Annotated in this window: 19 protein-coding genes; 17 read left to right on the top strand and 2 right to left on the bottom strand. The window is 65.8% G+C overall.

Features of this window, described 5'->3' with window-relative positions:
• Positions 1 to 94 precede the first annotated feature (94 nt).
• From CO669_RS23825 to surE, 10 genes are all read left to right on the top strand, one after another.
• On the top strand, positions 95 to 1,666 hold the full coding sequence (locus CO669_RS23825; protein WP_097662389.1) for an SPOR domain-containing protein: 1,572 nt from the start codon (positions 95 to 97) through the stop codon (positions 1,664 to 1,666).
• A 46-nt stretch (positions 1,667 to 1,712) separates the two neighbouring features.
• Complete coding sequence (gene nagZ, locus CO669_RS23820; protein WP_097662369.1) at positions 1,713 to 2,741, top strand: beta-N-acetylhexosaminidase; 1,029 nt, start codon at positions 1,713 to 1,715, stop codon at positions 2,739 to 2,741.
• A complete protein-coding gene (locus tag CO669_RS23815) occupies positions 2,738 to 3,577 on the top strand; it encodes a segregation and condensation protein A (protein ID WP_063194647.1) in 840 nt (279 codons plus the stop codon). Before nagZ ends, CO669_RS23815 begins: the two co-directional genes overlap by 4 nt.
• A gap of 21 nt (positions 3,578 to 3,598) precedes the next feature.
• The gene (gene scpB, locus CO669_RS23810) at positions 3,599 to 4,366 is read left to right on the top strand and encodes an SMC-Scp complex subunit ScpB (protein WP_198964227.1); all 768 of its coding nucleotides are present in this window, start codon (positions 3,599 to 3,601) and stop codon (positions 4,364 to 4,366) included.
• Positions 4,367 to 4,533: 167 nt separating this feature from the next.
• The gene (locus CO669_RS23805; RefSeq protein ID WP_028145381.1) at positions 4,534 to 4,767 is read left to right on the top strand and encodes a twin-arginine translocase TatA/TatE family subunit; all 234 of its coding nucleotides are present in this window, start codon (positions 4,534 to 4,536) and stop codon (positions 4,765 to 4,767) included.
• A gap of 89 nt (positions 4,768 to 4,856) precedes the next feature.
• On the top strand, positions 4,857 to 5,372 hold the full coding sequence (tatB, locus tag CO669_RS23800; RefSeq protein ID WP_097662367.1) for a Sec-independent protein translocase protein TatB: 516 nt from the start codon (positions 4,857 to 4,859) through the stop codon (positions 5,370 to 5,372).
• The gene (tatC, locus tag CO669_RS23795) at positions 5,369 to 6,184 is read left to right on the top strand and encodes a twin-arginine translocase subunit TatC (protein WP_097662366.1); all 816 of its coding nucleotides are present in this window, start codon (positions 5,369 to 5,371) and stop codon (positions 6,182 to 6,184) included. The genes tatB and tatC overlap by 4 nt, the downstream gene beginning before the upstream one ends.
• Before the next feature lie 225 nt (positions 6,185 to 6,409).
• The gene (gene serS / locus CO669_RS23790) at positions 6,410 to 7,741 is read left to right on the top strand and encodes a serine--tRNA ligase (RefSeq protein ID WP_097662365.1); all 1,332 of its coding nucleotides are present in this window, start codon (positions 6,410 to 6,412) and stop codon (positions 7,739 to 7,741) included.
• A 92-nt stretch (positions 7,742 to 7,833) separates the two neighbouring features.
• Entirely contained in the window at positions 7,834 to 8,196 is a 363-nt protein-coding gene (locus CO669_RS23785; protein ID WP_097662364.1) for a hypothetical protein, read from the top strand.
• 94 nt (positions 8,197 to 8,290) lie between these two features.
• Complete coding sequence (gene surE / locus CO669_RS23780; protein WP_198964226.1) at positions 8,291 to 9,058, top strand: 5'/3'-nucleotidase SurE; 768 nt, start codon at positions 8,291 to 8,293, stop codon at positions 9,056 to 9,058.
• Positions 9,059 to 9,077: 19 nt separating this feature from the next.
• Here surE and CO669_RS23775 read toward each other — a convergent pair whose 3' ends face one another.
• Positions 9,078 to 9,446, bottom strand: a complete 369-nt coding sequence (locus tag CO669_RS23775) for a response regulator (RefSeq protein ID WP_097662388.1) — start codon at positions 9,444 to 9,446, stop codon at positions 9,078 to 9,080.
• A gap of 227 nt (positions 9,447 to 9,673) precedes the next feature.
• Here CO669_RS23775 and CO669_RS23770 point away from each other — a divergent pair, with 227 nt between their 5' ends.
• Together CO669_RS23770 and CO669_RS23765 are read left to right on the top strand one after the other, a co-directional pair.
• On the top strand, positions 9,674 to 10,324 hold the full coding sequence (locus CO669_RS23770) for a protein-L-isoaspartate(D-aspartate) O-methyltransferase (protein WP_097662362.1): 651 nt from the start codon (positions 9,674 to 9,676) through the stop codon (positions 10,322 to 10,324).
• A 109-nt stretch (positions 10,325 to 10,433) separates the two neighbouring features.
• On the top strand, positions 10,434 to 11,831 hold the full coding sequence (locus CO669_RS23765) for a LysM peptidoglycan-binding domain-containing M23 family metallopeptidase (protein ID WP_097662361.1): 1,398 nt from the start codon (positions 10,434 to 10,436) through the stop codon (positions 11,829 to 11,831).
• A gap of 174 nt (positions 11,832 to 12,005) precedes the next feature.
• Here CO669_RS23765 and CO669_RS23760 read toward each other — a convergent pair whose 3' ends face one another.
• Positions 12,006 to 13,010: an ATP-binding protein gene (locus CO669_RS23760; protein WP_097662360.1), complete on the bottom strand. Its 1,005-nt coding sequence runs from the start codon at positions 13,008 to 13,010 to the stop codon at positions 12,006 to 12,008.
• Positions 13,011 to 13,190: 180 nt separating this feature from the next.
• Here CO669_RS23760 and yajC point away from each other — a divergent pair, with 180 nt between their 5' ends.
• From yajC to CO669_RS23735, 5 genes are all read left to right on the top strand, one after another.
• Complete coding sequence (gene yajC / locus CO669_RS23755) at positions 13,191 to 13,577, top strand: preprotein translocase subunit YajC (protein WP_097662359.1); 387 nt, start codon at positions 13,191 to 13,193, stop codon at positions 13,575 to 13,577.
• A 47-nt stretch (positions 13,578 to 13,624) separates the two neighbouring features.
• Complete coding sequence (gene secD / locus CO669_RS23750; RefSeq protein WP_097662358.1) at positions 13,625 to 15,229, top strand: protein translocase subunit SecD; 1,605 nt, start codon at positions 13,625 to 13,627, stop codon at positions 15,227 to 15,229.
• A gap of 10 nt (positions 15,230 to 15,239) precedes the next feature.
• On the top strand, positions 15,240 to 16,259 hold the full coding sequence (gene secF / locus CO669_RS23745) for a protein translocase subunit SecF (protein WP_097662357.1): 1,020 nt from the start codon (positions 15,240 to 15,242) through the stop codon (positions 16,257 to 16,259).
• Positions 16,260 to 16,320: 61 nt separating this feature from the next.
• Positions 16,321 to 16,704, top strand: coding sequence for an Mth938-like domain-containing protein (locus CO669_RS23740; protein WP_097662356.1), 384 nt, complete (start codon positions 16,321 to 16,323; stop codon positions 16,702 to 16,704).
• 7 nt (positions 16,705 to 16,711) lie between these two features.
• Positions 16,712 to 17,575 (top strand): phytoene/squalene synthase family protein, encoded by an 864-nt coding sequence (locus CO669_RS23735; RefSeq protein WP_097662355.1) that lies wholly within the window; start codon positions 16,712 to 16,714, stop codon positions 17,573 to 17,575.
• Positions 17,576 to 17,591 lie beyond the last annotated feature (16 nt).

Raw genomic sequence — 17,591 nt, 5'->3', positions numbered from 1 at the left:
CCGGATCGCTTAGACTTGGTTGAAAGCCTTGTGGGTCGAAAGCCGTGCCTTGGTCGAGGGGCGCGCGGCTTTCCCGAAGGGACGCATCATCACGATGGCCGAACGATATCAGGACAGACCGTTTCCCTCCGACGACTACGGTCGCGGTGGCGTCCAGCATGGCAAGGCGGAAAGCGATCCCTTGGCCGAGCTCGCCCGCCTGATCGGACAGACCGATCCCTTCGCGGCGCAGTCGCGGCCCGGCGCGCACGCGCCAACACCGCCTGCGCCTGCCCAGGGCTATCAGCAAGACGACTACCGGCAGGACGATTATCAGCAGGACTACGCCGAGCCGGCAGCGCCGGCGCCCCCCTCATGGATGCGGCGCGCCAACGTGCAGCCGGTACCGGCCTCCGAGCCTGATTATCCCGTGTCCGTAAATCCGGTCCATCCGCTGCATCGCTATTCGGCCCAGCCGGCCGCGCCCGAGCCTGATCTTCGTCAGCCGCAGGCTTATCCGGATCACACCTATCAGGATCAAGTCCATCAGGGGCAGGCTCACCAGCAGCCGGTTTACCCGCAGCAGGATCAGGCCTACCAGCAACCGGCCTATCAGGAGCCGTATCAGCAGCCCGATCCGGCGCGCTACGACGATGCGCTCTACGGCCGGCTCGAGGCCGGCGAGCAGGACTATCAGCGCGAGCCGGCCTATCCGGACGATCCCTACGCGTATCAGAGCGACTATCCCGATGCGGAGGTCAACGAGCCCAGGAAGCAGCGCGGCGGCATGATGACGGTCGCCGCGATCCTGGCGCTGGCCGTGGTCGGCACGGGGGCTGCCTTCGCCTACAAGACCTATATCGGCTCGCCCCGCAGCGGCGAGCCGCCGATCATCAAGGCCGATAACACCCCGACCAAGATCGTGCCTGCGCCGTCCGACTCCGCGTCCAAGGTGCCGGATCGCATGGTGACCGGCGACGGCACCGAGAAGATCGTGCCGCGCGAAGAGGCTCCGGTCGACGTCAACGCCAAGGCGGGCGGTCCCCGCGTGGTGTTCCCGCCACTGAACCAGAATGCGAACCCGCCGTCGGTCGCGAGCGTATCGCCGTCCGCGGTACCGCCGCCGGGCGCCAGCAACGGCACGCTGCCGAACAATTCGCCGCGCCCGATCAGGACTGTCGCCGTGAAGGGCGATCAGACCGACAGCGCCACGCCGCAATCGGCCGCCGCCAAGCCCACGGCCGCGCCGAAGCCTGTTGCCGCGCCCGTCGCACCGCCGCCGGCATCGCGCAACCCGCCGACCTCGGCCAATGCCAGTGTCAATCAACCGATGTCGTTGGCGCCGCAATCGGCTCCTGCGGCCGAGCCGCCGCCCCAACGGATGGCTGCGACCACTCCGACTCAGATCGCGCCTTCCAGCAGCGGCGGTGGCGGTTACATCGTGCAGGTCTCCTCGCAACAGAGCGAGGACAGCGCGCACGCCTCCTACCGGGTCCTTCAGGGCAAGTACGGCAGCGTGCTCGGATCGCGCTCACCGGTGATCAAGCGGGTGGATCTCACCGACAAGGGCAAGGGAATCGTGTACCGCGCGTTCGCCGGTCCCTACGCGTCGGCCGAAGAAGCGACGCAGGCTTGCAACAACCTGAAGGCGGCCGGCCTGCCGAGCTGCTTCATCCAGAGGAATTAACGGCCGTTTCCTTGACCCCCTCGCGGGTCAGGGTTAATCGGCCGTTATGAGCACGCGGGCCTTCATTACCGGCGTTACCGGAACGGAACTGACCGCCGCCGAGCGGGAGTTTATCCGCGAGCAGCGCCCGTGGGGTTTCATCCTCTTCAAGCGCAATGTCGCAACCCCGGCTCAAGTCGCTGCATTGGTTGCCGAATTGCGCACCGTGGCAGGTGCCCCCGACGCGCCTGTGCTGATCGACCAGGAAGGCGGGAGGGTGCAGCGGCTGGGGCCGCCGCACTGGCCGGTGTATCCGCCGGGCGCTGTTTTCTCGTCCTTGTACGATACTGATTCGGCGCTGGGCCTCACCGCAGCGCGCCTGTCGGCCCGCCTGATCGCGGCCGATCTCGCCGATCTCGGCATTACCGTGGATTGCCTGCCGCTCGCTGACGTGCCGGTGCCGGGCGCCGATGCCGTGATCGGCAACCGGGCTTACGGCACGGCACCCGCCAAGGTCGCGGCGATCGCGCGGGCCGTGACGGAAGGGCTGGAGCAGGGCGGCGTGTTGCCGGTGCTCAAACACATTCCCGGCCATGGCCGCGCCACCGCGGACACCCATTTCAAGCTGCCGACGGTGGATACGCCGAGGGATGAGCTGGAACGGACCGATTTCGCCGCGTTCAAGCCGCTGTCGGACCTGCCGATGGCGATGACTGCACATGTTGTGTTTAGCGCGGTCGACCCCGCCCATCCGGCGACGACATCTGCGACAATGATTGCTGACGTGATTCGCGGCGCAATCGGGTTCCAGGGTTTGTTGATGAGTGATGACGTGTCGATGAACGCGCTGTCGGGGAATATCGCCGAGCGGACCCGCGCCATCTTCGCGGCCGGCTGCGACGTGGCGCTGCATTGCAACGGCAATATCGAGGAAATGCGCGCGGTTGCCGGTGAGACGCCCGAACTGTCGGGCCGGGCGCTGGCGCGGGCGAATGCCGCGCTCGCCGCCCGCAAGGCGCCGCAGCCGCTCGACCGCGTCGCCGCACGCACTGAGCTGGACGCATTGATCGCACGGGCAAACACGGCATCCGCATGACCGCAGAAATTCTATCTTTCGAAACCGGGCGGCCCGCAGAGCTTGCCGAGGGTGAGCCAGCGTTGGTGGTGGACGTCGAGGGCTATGAGGGCCCGCTCGACCTGCTGCTGGCGCTGGCGCGGCAGCAGAAGGTCGATCTCGCCAAGATCTCGATCCTGGCGCTGGCCGACCAATATCTCCACTTCATCGAAGCCGCGCGAAAGATCCGGCTCGAGCTTGCCGCCGACTATCTCGTCATGGCGGCATGGCTCGCCTTCCTGAAGTCGCGCCTCTTGCTGCCCGAGCCGCCGAGCGCGGAAGGCCCGAGCGCCGAGCAGATGGCCACCGCGCTCGCCAACCGCCTGCGCCGGCTGGAGGCCATTCGCGAGGCCGCCAACCGCCTGATGAACCGGCCGCAATTGCAGCGTGACATCTTCGCGCGCGGCGAGCCCGAGCAGATCGCCGAGATCCGGCATCCGAAATACACGGCGACGCTGTACGATCTGCTCACCGCCTATGCCTCGCAGCGCCAGTCGCGCGTGCTGGCAAGCGTGCATCTGGCCAAGCGCACGGTGTGGTCGCTTGCCGAAGCGCGCGCCACGCTGGAGCGGCTGGTCGGCAGCATCACCGAGCAGGACGATTGGGGCGTGCTCGACGACTTCCTGATCCGCCACGTCGCCGATCCGACGCAGCGCGCGACGGTGTTCGCCTCCAGCTTTGCCGCCGCGCTGGAACTCGTGCGCGAGGGGCAGCTGGAGCTGAATCAGAAAGAGGCATTTGCGCCCATCTATTTCCGGAAGGGGCGCCCGAAACCGGTCCCGGACGCAGCTCCCGCGCCTGATGCGCCGGTCGCTTAAGTGCAAGAAGGAGAATCTGCCATGGCAAGCCTGGCTGAAGTGCGGGTAGAAGAGGCCGAGCCGATGGAGAACGAAGCCCAGGCACGTCCCGAGGAATTGCGGCTGCTGGAAGCGCTGCTGTTCGCGTCGAGTGAACCGCTGGATACCGCGACGCTGGCCAAGCGCATGCCCGAAGGGGTCGACGTCAAGGCCGCGCTCGAGCAGCTCCAGGCCGACTACGCGCTGCGCGGTGTGAATCTCGTCCGCGTCGCCAACAAATGGACCTTCCGCACGGCCGGCGATCTCGCCTGGCTGATGACGCGCGAGAGCACCGAAACCCGCCGCCTGTCGCGCGCGGCGATCGAGGTGCTGGCGATCATCGCCTATCACCAGCCGGTGACGCGCGCCGAGATCGAGGAGATCCGCGGCGTCGTCACCTCGAAGGGCACGCTCGACGTGCTGCTGGAGACCGGCTGGATCAAGCCGCGCGGCCGGCGCAAGACGCCGGGCCGTCCGCTGACATTCGGAACCACCGAGGAGTTCCTGTCGCAGTTCACCCTGGAACAGCTCGGCGATCTGCCGGGTCTGGAGGAGCTGAAAGGCACGGGCCTGCTGGATTCGCGCCTGCCGACCGGCTTCAGCGTGCCGACCCCGTCGGACGATCCGCAGCTCCGCGAGGACGAGGATCCCTTGGAACCAGGTGAGGAGCTGGATCTGGCGCTGGCACCGGCGGTCGAGCCCGAGACTTCCGAAGCGGCGCCGGAAGGCAGCCACGAAGAGGGCGGCAACGAAGGCGGCGCCGAGGACTGACGGTACCGTCCGCCGCCGGATCCCTGCGACAGTTAACACTAGCAAGATTACGTAGCGCCCACAGCGAATTGGCGCTGCCTTGGTCCTTGTTTTTGAGACCTGCCAAGCCTAGGTTTCGGTGAAGATCGGCCGGGTCCCCCGGCCATGCGCGTTTGGAGGGTTGCAGGATGGGTTCACTCAGCATTTGGCACTGGATCCTGGTGATCGCAGTGGTCCTGCTGCTGTTCGGCCGCGGCAAGATTTCGGATCTGATGGGCGACGTCGCGCAGGGCATCAAGGCATTCAAGAAGGGCATGCAGGACGACGACAAGCCCGCCGAGAAGCCCGAGCCGGCCAAGTCCATCGAGCACAACAATGCGCCGACCGCGGCGCGGTCCGACGTCGGCAGCAAGGCCGTCTGAGCCAGAGAGCACGCGAGACGCGGCTTACGGCCCCGATCCTGCGCGCAAGGGATTGGGCCGGTTGCGGCTTCGCGTGAACGGAAGACCTCATGTTCGACATCGGGTGGAGTGAACTGGTCCTCATCGGGGTCGTGGCCCTGATCGCCATCGGCCCGAAAGAGCTGCCGGGCGTGCTGCGCATGGTCGGGCAGTGGATGGGCAAGGCGCGCAAGATGGCCGCCGAATTCCAGGGCCAATTCCAGGAAGCGATGCGCGAGGCCGAGATGGCCGACCTCAAGAAGAGCTTCGACGAGGTCAAGGAAGCCGCCACCGGCTTCAATCCGCTGACCTCGCTCCAGAAGGACGTCAGCGACGCGCTCCGCGTCGACGCGCTGGACAAGCCGGCCGAGACGACGACCACAACCGCTGTCGATCCGACGGCGACTTCAAGTGAAGTGCCTGCAACACCAACAACGCCGGAAGCGCCGACGCCTGCGACCTTCATGGAAGCGGAAGCGCATGCGGCTGCCAACGAGCCTCTCGCCATCACCCGCGAGGTCGAGCCGGCACCGGTTGCGCAGGACACCGCGCCAGCCGAAGCGATCAAGGACGCCAAAGCGTCATGACCGACGCCGATATCGAGGCCAGCAAAGCCCCGCTGATGGACCATCTGATCGAGCTGCGTTCGCGGCTGATCAAGGCGCTTCTCGGCTTCGGCATTGCGTTCATCTTCTGCTTCTTCTTCGCCAAGCAGATCTTCAACGTGTTGGTATGGCCATATGTCCTGGCCGTCGGCGATCCCGCAAACGCCAAGCTCATCTACACCGCGTTCCTGGAATATTTCCTGACCCAGCTGAAGCTGGCGATGTTCGGCGCGGCCTTCATCTCGTTCCCGATCGTGGCGGGGCAGATCTACATGTTCGTGGCGCCCGGGCTCTACAAGCATGAGAAACAGGCCTTCCTGCCGTATCTGGTCGCGACGCCGTTCTTTTTCGTGCTGGGTGCGGCGCTGGTCTATTTCGTCGTGTTCCCGATGCTGGCGCGCTTCTCGCTCGGCATGCAGCAGCTCGGCAGCGACGAGACCGCGAAGATCGAGCTGTTGCCGAAGGTCGGTGAATATCTGTCGCTGATGATGTCGTTGATCTTCGCCTTCGGCATCGCCTTCCAGCTTCCGGTCATCCTGACGCTGCTCGGGCGGATCGGCATTATCACCTCGAAGATGCTGCGCGAGAAGCGGCGCTATTTCATCGTCATCGCCTTCGTCATCGCGGCCGTGCTGACGCCCCCCGACGTGATCAGCCAGTGCTCGCTGGCAATTCCGCTGATGGCGCTCTATGAGGGCTCGATCATCGCGGTGGCGATGGTGGAGAAGAAGGCGGCCGCGGCGCAGGCCACCACCGGTACCGACGTATCGACGCCGCCCAATCCGGCGGAGTAGGGGCGGTTAGCTCCGCTGTCATTCCCCGCCTTGTGCGCAGTTGCGCACTGGAGCGGGGAATCCAGTACGCCGCGGCCTGTCGAGGACTCACTACCGTCTCTGGAATACTGGATCATCCGCCTTCGCGGATGATGACAGCTGTGCTAGGGGGAGCGGCTATTTGCATGTTTGCATGAATGCAAATCCAGGATTTGCAGGCCTGCAACAAGCCCCAGGACCACAGCCATGCACGACATCAAATCGATCCGCGACAATCCGCAAGCCTTCGACGCCGGCCTCGCCCGGCGCGGCCTGAAGCCGCTGTCGGCCTCGCTGCTGGCGATCGACGAGACACGGCGCGCGGCGATCCTGGCGTCCGAGCAGGCGCAGGCGCGGCGCAATGCGGCCTCGAAGGAGATCGGCGACGCCAAGAAGGCCAAGGACGAGGCGCGTGCGGCCAAGCTGATGGCCGAAGTCGCCGAGCTCAAGACCACGATGCCTGACCTCGAAGCGGCAGCGAAGGCCGCCGACGAGGAGTTGACCAAAGAGCTGTCCGCGATCCCGAACATTCCGTTCGACGAAGTGCCCGATGGCGTCGACGAGCACGGCAACGTGCAGCACCACGTGTTCGGCAACAAGCGCAACTACAATTTCGCGCCGAAGCTGCATGACGATCTCGGCACGGCGCTCGGCTATATGGATTTCGAGGCGGCGGCAAAGCTCTCCGGCGCGCGCTTCGTCGTGCTGAAGAAGGGACTGGCACGGCTCGAGCGTGCGCTCGGTCAGTTCATGCTCAATCTGCACGTCGACGAGCACGGCTATACCGAGATCAATCCGCCGCTCTTGGTGCGCAACGAGGTGATGTTCGGCACCGGACAGCTGCCGAAATTCGAGGACGACCAGTTCTGGGCAATCAAGGGCGAGCTGCTCGCATCGCCCGATCAGGAGCGGCTGCGGACGGAGCGCCTCGGCCTGATCCCGACCGCGGAGGTCTCGCTCACCAACCTTGCGCGGGAATCCATCCTCGACGAGAAGCAATTGCCGATGCGGCTCACCGCACTGACGCCGTGCTTCCGCGCCGAGGCGGGTGCTGCGGGGCGCGACACGCGCGGCATGATCCGCCAGCACCAGTTCACCAAGGTCGAGCTGGTTTCGATCACGACGCCCGAGACCAGCAGGGACGAGCTGGAGCGGATGCTGTCCTGCGCCGAGCAGGTGCTGCAACGGCTCGGCCTGCATTATCGCGTGATGACGCTCTGCGCCGGAGATATGGGTTTCTCGTCGCAAAAAACCTACGACATCGAGGTCTGGATGCCGGGCCAGGGCGAGGGCGGCGCGTTCCGCGAGATCTCGAGCTGCTCGGTCTGCGGCGACTTCCAGGCGCGACGCATGGATGCGCGTTCCCGCGGTCCGGACGGCAAGCCGCGCTTCGTCCATACGCTGAACGGCTCGGGCACCGCGCTCGGCCGCGCGCTGATCGCGGTGATGGAGACCTATCAGCAGGAGGACGGCTCGATCGCGGTCCCCGACGTGCTGCAGCCCTATATGGGCGGCGTGAAGGTGATCGGGCGGGAGTAAATCCTGCTGCCTGCCTGAAACGCAGAAACGTTTGGTTGCGAAGATCGGGCGGCCGGCTATCCTGCCGGCCCCGCAACGCGAACCCACCGTTCATGGCCTTGCACCGCGACATCTTCTGGGTCGGCAGACAATGGGCGGTGACGGGTGCCGGCATTCAGGCCGTCGACCAGCGCCTGCGCGGGGTGCTCGACATCGAGATCGCGCGGCTCTGGGACGACGACCTCGTGCAGAGCCGGCGGGCCAAGCCCGGCGTGAATGCAGCAGACTTCGACAAGGCGCTGAGCGTGGCACGCGAACGCTTTCCGCAGGCACAGGAGGCGAACCCGCTCATTGCGCAACTGGAGGCGCTCGGCGTGATCGAGGCGCCGGTCGTCAGTCCGGCGGTGCCGGCGATGAAGCTGCGCGCGGAGGGGCGGCTCGCGCGCTTCCTGCCGCAATGGCGCATCCGCCGGTAACAGGACGGGACCGGGAACCCCTGATCAGCCGGTTTGCCTGATCGGCCAGAGCCGGATAAGACGGCTCAGACCCCTTCAGGAATCGAACCTTCGCATGCGCATTCTCTGCACCAATGACGACGGCATCCACGCCCCCGGCCTCAAGGTGGTCGAGGAGATCGCGCGCGCGCTGTCCGACGACGTCTGGGTGGTTGCGCCCGAGCTCGACCAATCCGGCGTGTCGCATTCGCTGTCGCTGAACGATCCGTTGCGCCTGCGCGAAGTCGGGCCGCGGCACTTTGCCGTGCGCGGCACGCCGACCGACTGCGTCATCATGGGCGCGCGCCATATCCTCGGGGCCAAGCTGCCCGACATCGTGCTGTCCGGAGTCAACAAGGGCCGCAACGTGGCCGAGGACGTGGTCTATTCCGGCACCATCGCCGGCGCGCTGGAGGGCACCATTCTCGGCCTGCCGTCGTTCGCGCTGTCGCAGGAGTTCAGTGTCGAGACCCGCGAGCGGCCGCCATGGGACACCGCGCGCAAGTTCGGGCCGGACATCCTGCGCAAGGTGATCGCCGCCGGCATCCCCAAGGACACCGTCATCAACGTCAACTTCCCGTCCTGCGCGCCGGAGGATGTGCTCGGCATCCGTGTCACGCGCCAGGGCAAGCGCAATCTCGGTTTCCTCAGGATCGACGAGCGCAAGGACGGCCGGGGCAATCCTTATTTCTGGATCGGCTTCGAGCGCGCCGCGATGATGGACACGCCGGCCGACGGCACCGATCTGGCGGCGCTTCGCGAGCGCTACGTCTCGGTCACTCCGCTCAGGCTCGACCGCACCAACGAAGCGTTTTCCGAAGAGCTCAGCGCGACGTTGAAGTAAGAAGATCTGGAAAATGCGGCTACTCGCCGCGGAGCGCGGCTTCGATGGTTTTGCCGAGCGCGTCGAGTTGAAACGGCTTTTGAAGCGCGGGCCGGTCGCGGTACTGCTCGGGCAGACCGGAGGAGCCGTAGCCGGTGGCGAAGATGAAGGGGCGGCCCTTGGCCTTGATGACGTCGGCGACCGGCGAGATGACCTTGCCGTTGACGTTGACGTCGAGAATGGCGATGTCGAATTCGGTGGCCTGGGCAAGCCGCATGGCCTCGGCGATGTCGCCGGCCTCGGCTGCGACCTTGTAGCCAAGCTCTTCGAGCATGTCCGCGACCATCATCCTGATCATCACCTCGTCCTCGACGAGGAATACAGAGCGGCCGGAAAGCCCCGCAGTCATGATTGAGTCCTTGCCCATTGCCAAAAACGTTCGCAGATAACACGAATCGACGCAATGCGCGTTTCGACGAATGGATGTCTGAAAATGGTCATCGCTGCTCGCCCGCGGCAAGCCAATTTGTGGTCAAATGCGCGGCGGCAAGGCTATCATGGGTTCCTGAACAGGAACAAGATTCCCGCATCCGGGCTTGAGGCCGATCGGGCTCGGCAAGACAGCGTCAGCAGGCAATGACCTCTCATCAACACCCGCCGGAAAAGATGATGTTTCAGCTCACGCTGAGGCGTCGGGGCATCAGCGATCAGGCGGTGCTGCGAACCATGGAGGAGGTGCCGCGCGAGCTTTTCGTCGACGAGGCCGATCGCGACGGCGCCTACCGGGACAGTGCGCTGCCGATCGCCTGCGGGCAGACCATCAGCCAGCCCTTCGTCGTCGCCTACATGACCGAGCAGCTTCAGCTCCAGAAGCAGCATCGCGTCCTCGAGATCGGCACCGGCTCAGGCTACCAGGCGGCCGTGCTGTCGCGGCTCGCCGGCCAGGTCCTGACGGTCGAGCGCTACCGCAAGCTTGCCGATACCGCACGCGCCAGGCTCGAAAAGCTCGATTGCCACAATGTCGAGGTGATGCTTGGCGACGGGCTTAACCTGCCGGCCAATATCGGCCCGTTCGATCGCATCATCGTCACCGCCGCGATGGAGCAGATCCCCGAGAACCTGGTCGAGCGGCTCGAGGTCGGGGGTATCCTGATCGCGCCGGTCGGCCCGCACCAGGGCGTGCAGACGCTGGTCCGGCTGACCCGGACCGCAGGCGCGATCGAGCGCAAGGAACTCGTCGAGGTCCGGTTCGTGCCGGCACTGCCCGGCGTGGCGCGGGAGCTGTAGAATTCCGGATCGGCTGTGCCGCCAACATCTTATTGGGAGGGTTAAGCCGTTATTTACTCGACGCGTGTTTACTTAAAACACCAGTTCTGTTGCGTACGAGTGAGTAACCATGTCCGCTGTCGCCGAGTTGCTTTACTCGCGCCGCGTGCCGCAGGTCGCGGTGCTGGCGCTGATCTCCTTCAGCTTCGCAGGGTGCAGCGCCGACATGTCGTCGCGACTGTCCCAGTCGAACTTCTCCAATCCCTTTGCCTCTGACCAGACCGGTTCGGTGCAGCAGGCGCCACCGCCGCAGCAGCGCGAGCTGCCGCAATATGCGCGGCCGCAGACCCAGCCCGGTTATTATCAGTCGCAGCCCTTGCCGCCGCCGGCAGTGTCCGCGCCGCAATCCTATCCCGTCGCAGGCGGTGGTGGCGTGTCCGGAGGCGGACGCGGCGTCAGCTCCTACGCGCCCCCGGCGCAGCCGCATCTGGAGACCACGGCCACCGTGCCGCCGCGCTCCGTTGCCGCCGCGCAGCCGGCCGGCGGGACCAAGATCATCGTCGGCACCAGCGACACGCTCGAGGTGCTCGCCAAGCGCTATCACGTCACGCCGCAGGCGATCCTCGCCGCCAACGGCTACAAGGGCCCGCGCGCGCTCTCGCCCGGCCAGCAACTGATCATCCCGCATCCGGCCACGGCCACGGCCGCTGCGCCGGCACCTGCGCTGGCTCCCGTTGCGGCAGCTCCGGCCGCGAAGCCGGTTGCGGCCATGGCTGCGCCGCCGAGCATGCACTTCGTCAACCACGGCGACACGCTCGCCAGCATCGCCCGCAAGAACCATATCTCGTCGGCCGAGCTCGCCCGTGCCAATGGCCTCGATCCCTCGGCCAAGCTGAAGCTCGGCACCAAGCTGACCGTGCCCGGTGCGAAGACCGTCGCCCTCGCGCCGCCGGTTGCCGCTGCGCCCGTCGGGGCTGCTCCGGTTGCGGGGACGCTGCAGCCTGTTGCGGCTGCGCCGGCGCCGGCCATGAAGGTTGCCACTGCGGCTGCGCCCGTGCAGAGCGCGCGTCTCGCCCAGGCGACCGCCAATGTCGAAGAGAAGCCCGCCGCTGAGGCTCCCGCGAAGGCTGCGGAGACCACCAGCGCGCTTCCGACCTTCCGCTGGCCGGTCCGCGGCAAGGTGGTCACCAGCTACGGCGCCAAGACCAACGGCAAATCCAACGACGGCATCAATCTGGCGGTGCCCGAAGGCACCCCGGTCAAGGCGGCCGAAGACGGCGTCGTCGCTTATTCCGGCAACGAGCTGAAAGGTTACGGCAATCTGGTCCTGGTTCGGCACTCCAACGGCTACGTCACCGCATATGCCCATGCGAGTGAGCTGCTGGTGAAGCGCGGCGATGCCATCAAGCGCGGTCAGGTCATTGCCAAGTCGGGTCAATCCGGGGAGGTGGCGTCGCCGCAGCTCCACTTCGAGATCCGCAAGGGATCGAGCCCGGTTGACCCGCTTCAATTCCTGAACGGGGCGTGAGGCCTACAGAGCCTCCGCATTGAAGCTGTCGTCGCCCGGCTTGACCGGGCGATCCAGTATTCCAGAGACGGTCATTGTTGAGCCGATAAGCCGCGGCGTACTGGATTCCCCGCTCCAGTGCGCAACTGCGCACAAGGCGGGGAATGACAGTTACGGGTTGGGCGACAGCTCCGGCTACTTGGCCGTCAGCTTCACGCCGAGGCGGCCCGCCAGCTCCTGCACGAACTGCCAGGCGACGCGGCCCGAGCGTGAGCCGCGGGTGGTCGACCATTCCAGCGCCTCGCGCTCCAGCGCCTCGTCGTCGATCTCAACGCCGAAATGGCTGCAATAGCCGCGCACCATGGCGAGGTATTCCTCCTGGCTACAGCGGTGGAAGCCCAGCCACAGGCCGAAGCGATCCGACAGCGAGACCTTTTCCTCGACGGCTTCACCGGGGTTGATCGCGGTCGAGCGCTCGTTCTCGATCATGTCGCGCGCCAGGAGATGGCGACGGTTCGACGTGGCGTAGAGGACGACGTTCTCGGGCCGGCCCTCGATGCCGCCTTCGAGCACGGCCTTGAGCGACTTGTACGATGCGTCGTTGCCGTCGAAGGAGAGGTCGTCGATGAACACGATGAAGTGGAAGCTGGAGTCGCGTAGCTTCTCCATCAGCGTCGGCAGCGTTTCGATGTCCTCGCGGTGGATCTCGATCAGCTTCAGCCTGTTGGCGGGCTTGCGGCCGGCATTGATGCTGGCATGCGCGGCCTTCACAAGCGACGATTTGCCCATGCCGCGCGCGCCCCAGAGCAGGGCGTTGTTGGCCGGCAGGCCATTGGCGAAGCGCTCGGTGTTCTCCATCAGGATGTCGCGCATGCGGTCGACACCCTTGAGCAGGAACAGCTCGACGCGGCTGACCCGCGGCACGGCCGAAAGGCGGCCGTCGGGGTGCCAGACATAGGCGTCCGCCCGTTCGAACGACTGAGGCTCTGCGGCCGGCCTGCCCTGGGCGGCGAGGTGCGCCGCAATGGTCTCCAGTGCGCGGACGATGCGCTCCTGGGACTGGTCCGGAGTCGCCTTGACGGCGGCCTTGGCGGTCCTCTTGGTCGCCCCCTTGGGGCGATTTGCCGCGACGCGGGTGGGCTTTCTGGCAGGGGTACGGGGGCCTTTGCCGGCCGGGCTTTTGCTTGTGTTTTTGGGCATGTCCGAAGTTCCTGAGAATGCAGCCTTATCGGGCCTGACGGCGCGCCGCAAGATGGTCAAATCGCCGGTCTGGCAGCGTTGCAATTGGGGCAATGGCCGCTATAGTCCGCGCGAATTTGACCGAACCGGTCGCCCAGCGGGCCTGACCGGCTTCCCCCGTTTCTCACGAGGATCGTCCGAATGCTGATTACCCCTGCGTATGCCCAGGCCGCGGGCGCCGGTGACACCAACAGCATGTTGATGTCGCTGCTGCCGTTCGCCCTGATCTTCGTGATCATGTACTTCCTGATTCTGCGTCCGCAGCAGAAGAAGGTGAAGGATCACGCCGACCTCGTGAAGAACATCCGTCGCGGCGACACCGTCGTGACCTCGGGCGGCCTCGTCGGCAAGGTCACCAAGGTCGTCGATGACGACCAGATCGAGTTCGAGATTTCCGACGGCGTGCGGGTGCGGCAGATGCGCCAGATGATCTCGGGCGTGCGCGCCAAGGGCGAGCCGGCGAAGGAATCGAAGGATAGCAAGGAAGCCGCCAAGGAAAGTGCCAAGGACGACGCCGCCTCGAAGTGAGCGCGTCCGCGAGCATCTCAAGTCTCCCCATCTGACAGGTTCAGTCGATGTTGTATTTCACGCGGTGGAAGGCGCTCGGGATCATCCTGACGGCGCTGATCGTGTGCCTCTGCGCGGTCCCGAACTTCTTCCCCGAAGCGCAGGTCAAGACCTGGCCCGCCTGGGCGCAGCGGCGGCTCGTGCTCGGCCTCGACCTTCAGGGCGGCTCCTATCTGCTGCTCGAGGTCGATTCCAACTACGTGAAGAAGGAACGCCTCGATCAGGTTCGCGACGACGTTCGCCGCAGCCTGCGTGATGCCAAGATCGGCTTTACCGGTGGCGTGGTGGTGCGCAACGACGCGGCCGAGGTTCGCATCACCAAGGAATCCGACATTCCGGCCGCGCTCGCCAAGCTGCGCGAATTGTCTCAGCCGCTGGGCGGCCTGATGGGATCCAGCGGTCAGCGCGACCTCGAGGTGGCCGATGCCGGCGGCGGGCTGATCCGCCTCAGCGTGCCGCAGGCCGCGATGCTCGATCGCCTGCGCAAGACCATCGAGCAGTCGATCCAGATCGTCGAACGCCGCGTCAACGAGCTCGGCACCGTCGAGCCCGTGATCCAGCGCCAGGGCAACGACCGCATCCTGGTGCAGGTCCCGGGCCTCCAGGATCCGACGCGCCTCAAGAAGCTGCTCGGCGAGACCGCGAAGATGGAATTCCGCATGGTCGACACGACCGTGTCGCCGGACCAGGCGCAACAGGGCAGGTTGCCGCCGGACTCCGAGTTGCTGATGAGCGCGTCGCCGCCGCCGACGCCCTATGTGGTCAAGAAGCAGGTGCTGGTTGCCGGCGGCGATCTGATCGATGCCCAGGCGACCTTCGACCAGCGTACGAGTGAGCCGGTCGTCAGCTTCAAGTTCAACACGTCAGGCGCGCGCAAATTCGCGCAGGCCACGCAGGAGAATGTCGGGCTGCCCTTCGCGATCGTGCTCGACAACAAGGTGATCTCCGCACCCAGGATCAACGAGCCCATCACGGGCGGGCAGGGACAGATCTCGGGCAGCTTCACGGTCCAGTCCGCCAACGATCTTGCGATCCTGATGCGCGCCGGCGCTCTGCCCGCGCCGCTCACGGTGGTCGAGGAGCGCACCGTCGGTCCGGGCCTCGGCCAGGATTCGATCGAGAAGGGCGAGCTTGCAGCCTATGTCGGCTCGATCCTGGTCATCATCTTCATGCTGCTGACCTACCGCCTGTTCGGGGTCTTCGCCAACATCGCGGTGGCCATCAACGTCGCCATGATCTTCGGTCTGTTGTCGCTGCTCAATGCCACGCTGACACTGCCAGGCATCGCCGGCATCGTGCTCACCGTCGGCATCGCGGTGGACTCAAACGTGCTGATCTACGAGCGCATCCGTGAGGAGCTGCGCGGCGGCCGCAACGCGATCTCGGCGATCGACGCCGGCTTCAAGCGGGCGCTGGCGACCATCCTCGATTCCAACATCACCACCTTCATTGCCGCCGCGGTGCTGTTCTACATCGGCACCGGCCCGGTGCGCGGCTTCGCCGTGACGCTCGGTATCGGCATCATCACCACGGTGTTCACCGCCTTCACCATGACCCGGCTGATCGTGGCCTGGTGGGTGCGGTGGAAGCGGCCGCAGAGCGTGCCGATCTAGGAGCCTGATCGTGACTCACACCGTTCTCATCGGGCTCGGCATCCTCATTGCCATCCTCACCGTGGTCGCGGCCCTCGGCCTGCTGCCGTCGCTGCGGATCGTCCCGGACGACACTCATTTCGACTTCACGCGCTTTCGCCGGATCAGCTTCCCGATCTCGGCGGCGCTGTCGATCGTCGCCATCACGCTGTTCTTCACCCACGGCCTGAATCTGGGCATCGACTTCAAGGGCGGCACACTGCTTGAGGTGCGGGCCAAGTCTGGCGCCGCCGACATCTCGGCGATGCGAACGACGCTGGATGGCTTGCGCCTTGGTGAAATCCAGCTGCAGCAGTTCGGCGGCCCCGAGAACGTGTTGATCCGCGTTGCCGAACAGCCCGGCGGCGACAAGGCACAGCAGGATGCCGTGCAGAAGGTCCGCACTGCGCTCGGCGATTCCATCGAATATCGCCGCGTCGAGGTGCTTGGCCCGCGCGTCGCCGGCGAGCTGCTCGCCTACGGCATGCTGGGTCTGATGCTCGCGATCATCTCGATCCTGATCTATCTCTGGTTCCGGTTCGAATGGCAGTTCGCGTTGGGGGCCATGATCGCCAACGTGCACGACATCGTGCTGACGATCGGCTTCATGTCGATCAGCCAGGTCGATTTCGACCTGACCAGTATCGCCGCGCTGCTGACCATTCTGGGCTATTCGCTCAACGACACCGTCGTCATCTACGACCGCATCCGTGAAATGCTGCGTCGCTACAAGAAGATGCCGATGCCGCAGCTGCTCAACGAGTCCATCAACTCGACGCTGTCGCGCTCGATCATCACCCACTTCACGGTGACGCTGGCGCTGCTGGCCCTGCTGCTGTTCGGCGGTCATGCCATCCACAGCTTCACGGCGGTGATGATGTTCGGCGTGGTGCTGGTCGGTACCTATACGTCGATCTTCATCGCGGCTCCGATCCTGATCTATCTCGGCGTCGGCGAGCATCGCGAGGATGCGAAGGACGAGGCTGCGCCGGCGAAGAAAAGCAAGGCATGATCCGAACCGGCTGCCCCTCGCAGGCGTTTGCGAGGGCGGTAGGCTCATTCGGGCGAGGCATATGGCCGGCGATCCCAACGCACCGCATTTCCCGCGCTCGGCGCCGATCGAGGCCTATGGCAAGGGCGGCTTCGCCTTTGCCGGCATGTCGCACCGGGGTTCGCTGCTGTGCCTGCCCGATGCGATCTGGGCCTGGGACGTGACTGATCCCGCGAAGATCGACCGCTACGCGCTGGACCGGGTGTTCGCCGCTGCCAACGGGATCGACACGCTCCTGATCGGCACCGGGACCGGGCTGTGGCTGCCGCCGCCCGAGCTGCGCCAGGCGTTCAAGGCGGTGAGGGTGGTGCTCGACACGATGCAGACCGGCCCTGCGGTGCGCACCTACAACATCATGATCGGCGAACGGCGGCGGGTCGCGGCTGCGCTGATCGCGGTGCCATGAACAGCACATGAGCAGCGCCGTGCCGCCGCCGGACAACGTGTCCTACTGCGCCGATCTCGTGCGCAGCCACGACTTTCCGCGCTACGCGGCGACCCTGTTCGTGCCTGCCGCCGAGCGCCGTGCGCTGCTCGCGCTCTATGCGTTCAATGTCGAGATCGTTCGCGTCCGCGACCAGGTGAGCCAGCCCTTGCCCGGCGAGATCCGCTTTCAATGGTGGACCGATCTGTTCTCGGGCCTCGTCCACGGCAGTGCCGAGGGAAATCCGGTCGCGGCCGAGCTTTTGCGCGCAATCCGCGATTTCAACCTGCCGGCCGAGCCCCTGTCGCTGCTCGTCGACGAGCACCAGTTCGACCTCTACAACGATCCGATGCCGACCATGGCCGCGCTGGAGGGTTATCTGGCCGCCACCTGCTCGGCGCTGTTCGGTCTCGCCGCGCAGGTTTTGGCGCCGCCGTCGGAAGCGGTCGAGCATGCCGCTCGCCATGCCGGGCTGGCGCAGGGCATCGTGCAGATCATCGCGAACCTGCCGCGCGATGCCTCGCACCGGCAGCTGTTCCTGCCGCAGCAGGTGCTGGCGAGCCATGGCTGCGAAATGGAGGACGTGTTCGCCGGCAAGGACACGGCGAACTTGCGCGCCGTGCTGGAGCAGCTCACAGGCGAGGCGCAGCAGCATTTGACCGCGGCCGTATCGCAGCTGGTGGATGTGCCTCCAGAGGTGCGTCCGGCGTTTCTGCCGCTGAGCCAGGTCAGGGCCGATCTCAAGCGCCTGACGCAGCCCGGCCGCAATCCGTTCGCGCCGCAGCCGACGTCGCGGCTGCGTACGCTCTGGACGCTGTGGCGGGCGTCACGTTCCCGCGAATTTACCAAATAGCGGCGGGCTTATCGCC

The organism is Bradyrhizobium sp. Y36, assembly GCF_002531575.1.
Lineage (GTDB): Bacteria > Pseudomonadota > Alphaproteobacteria > Rhizobiales > Xanthobacteraceae > Bradyrhizobium.
Note: the sequence above shows the minus strand (reverse complement) of the source record. Positions and strands in the feature narration are given on the sequence as shown.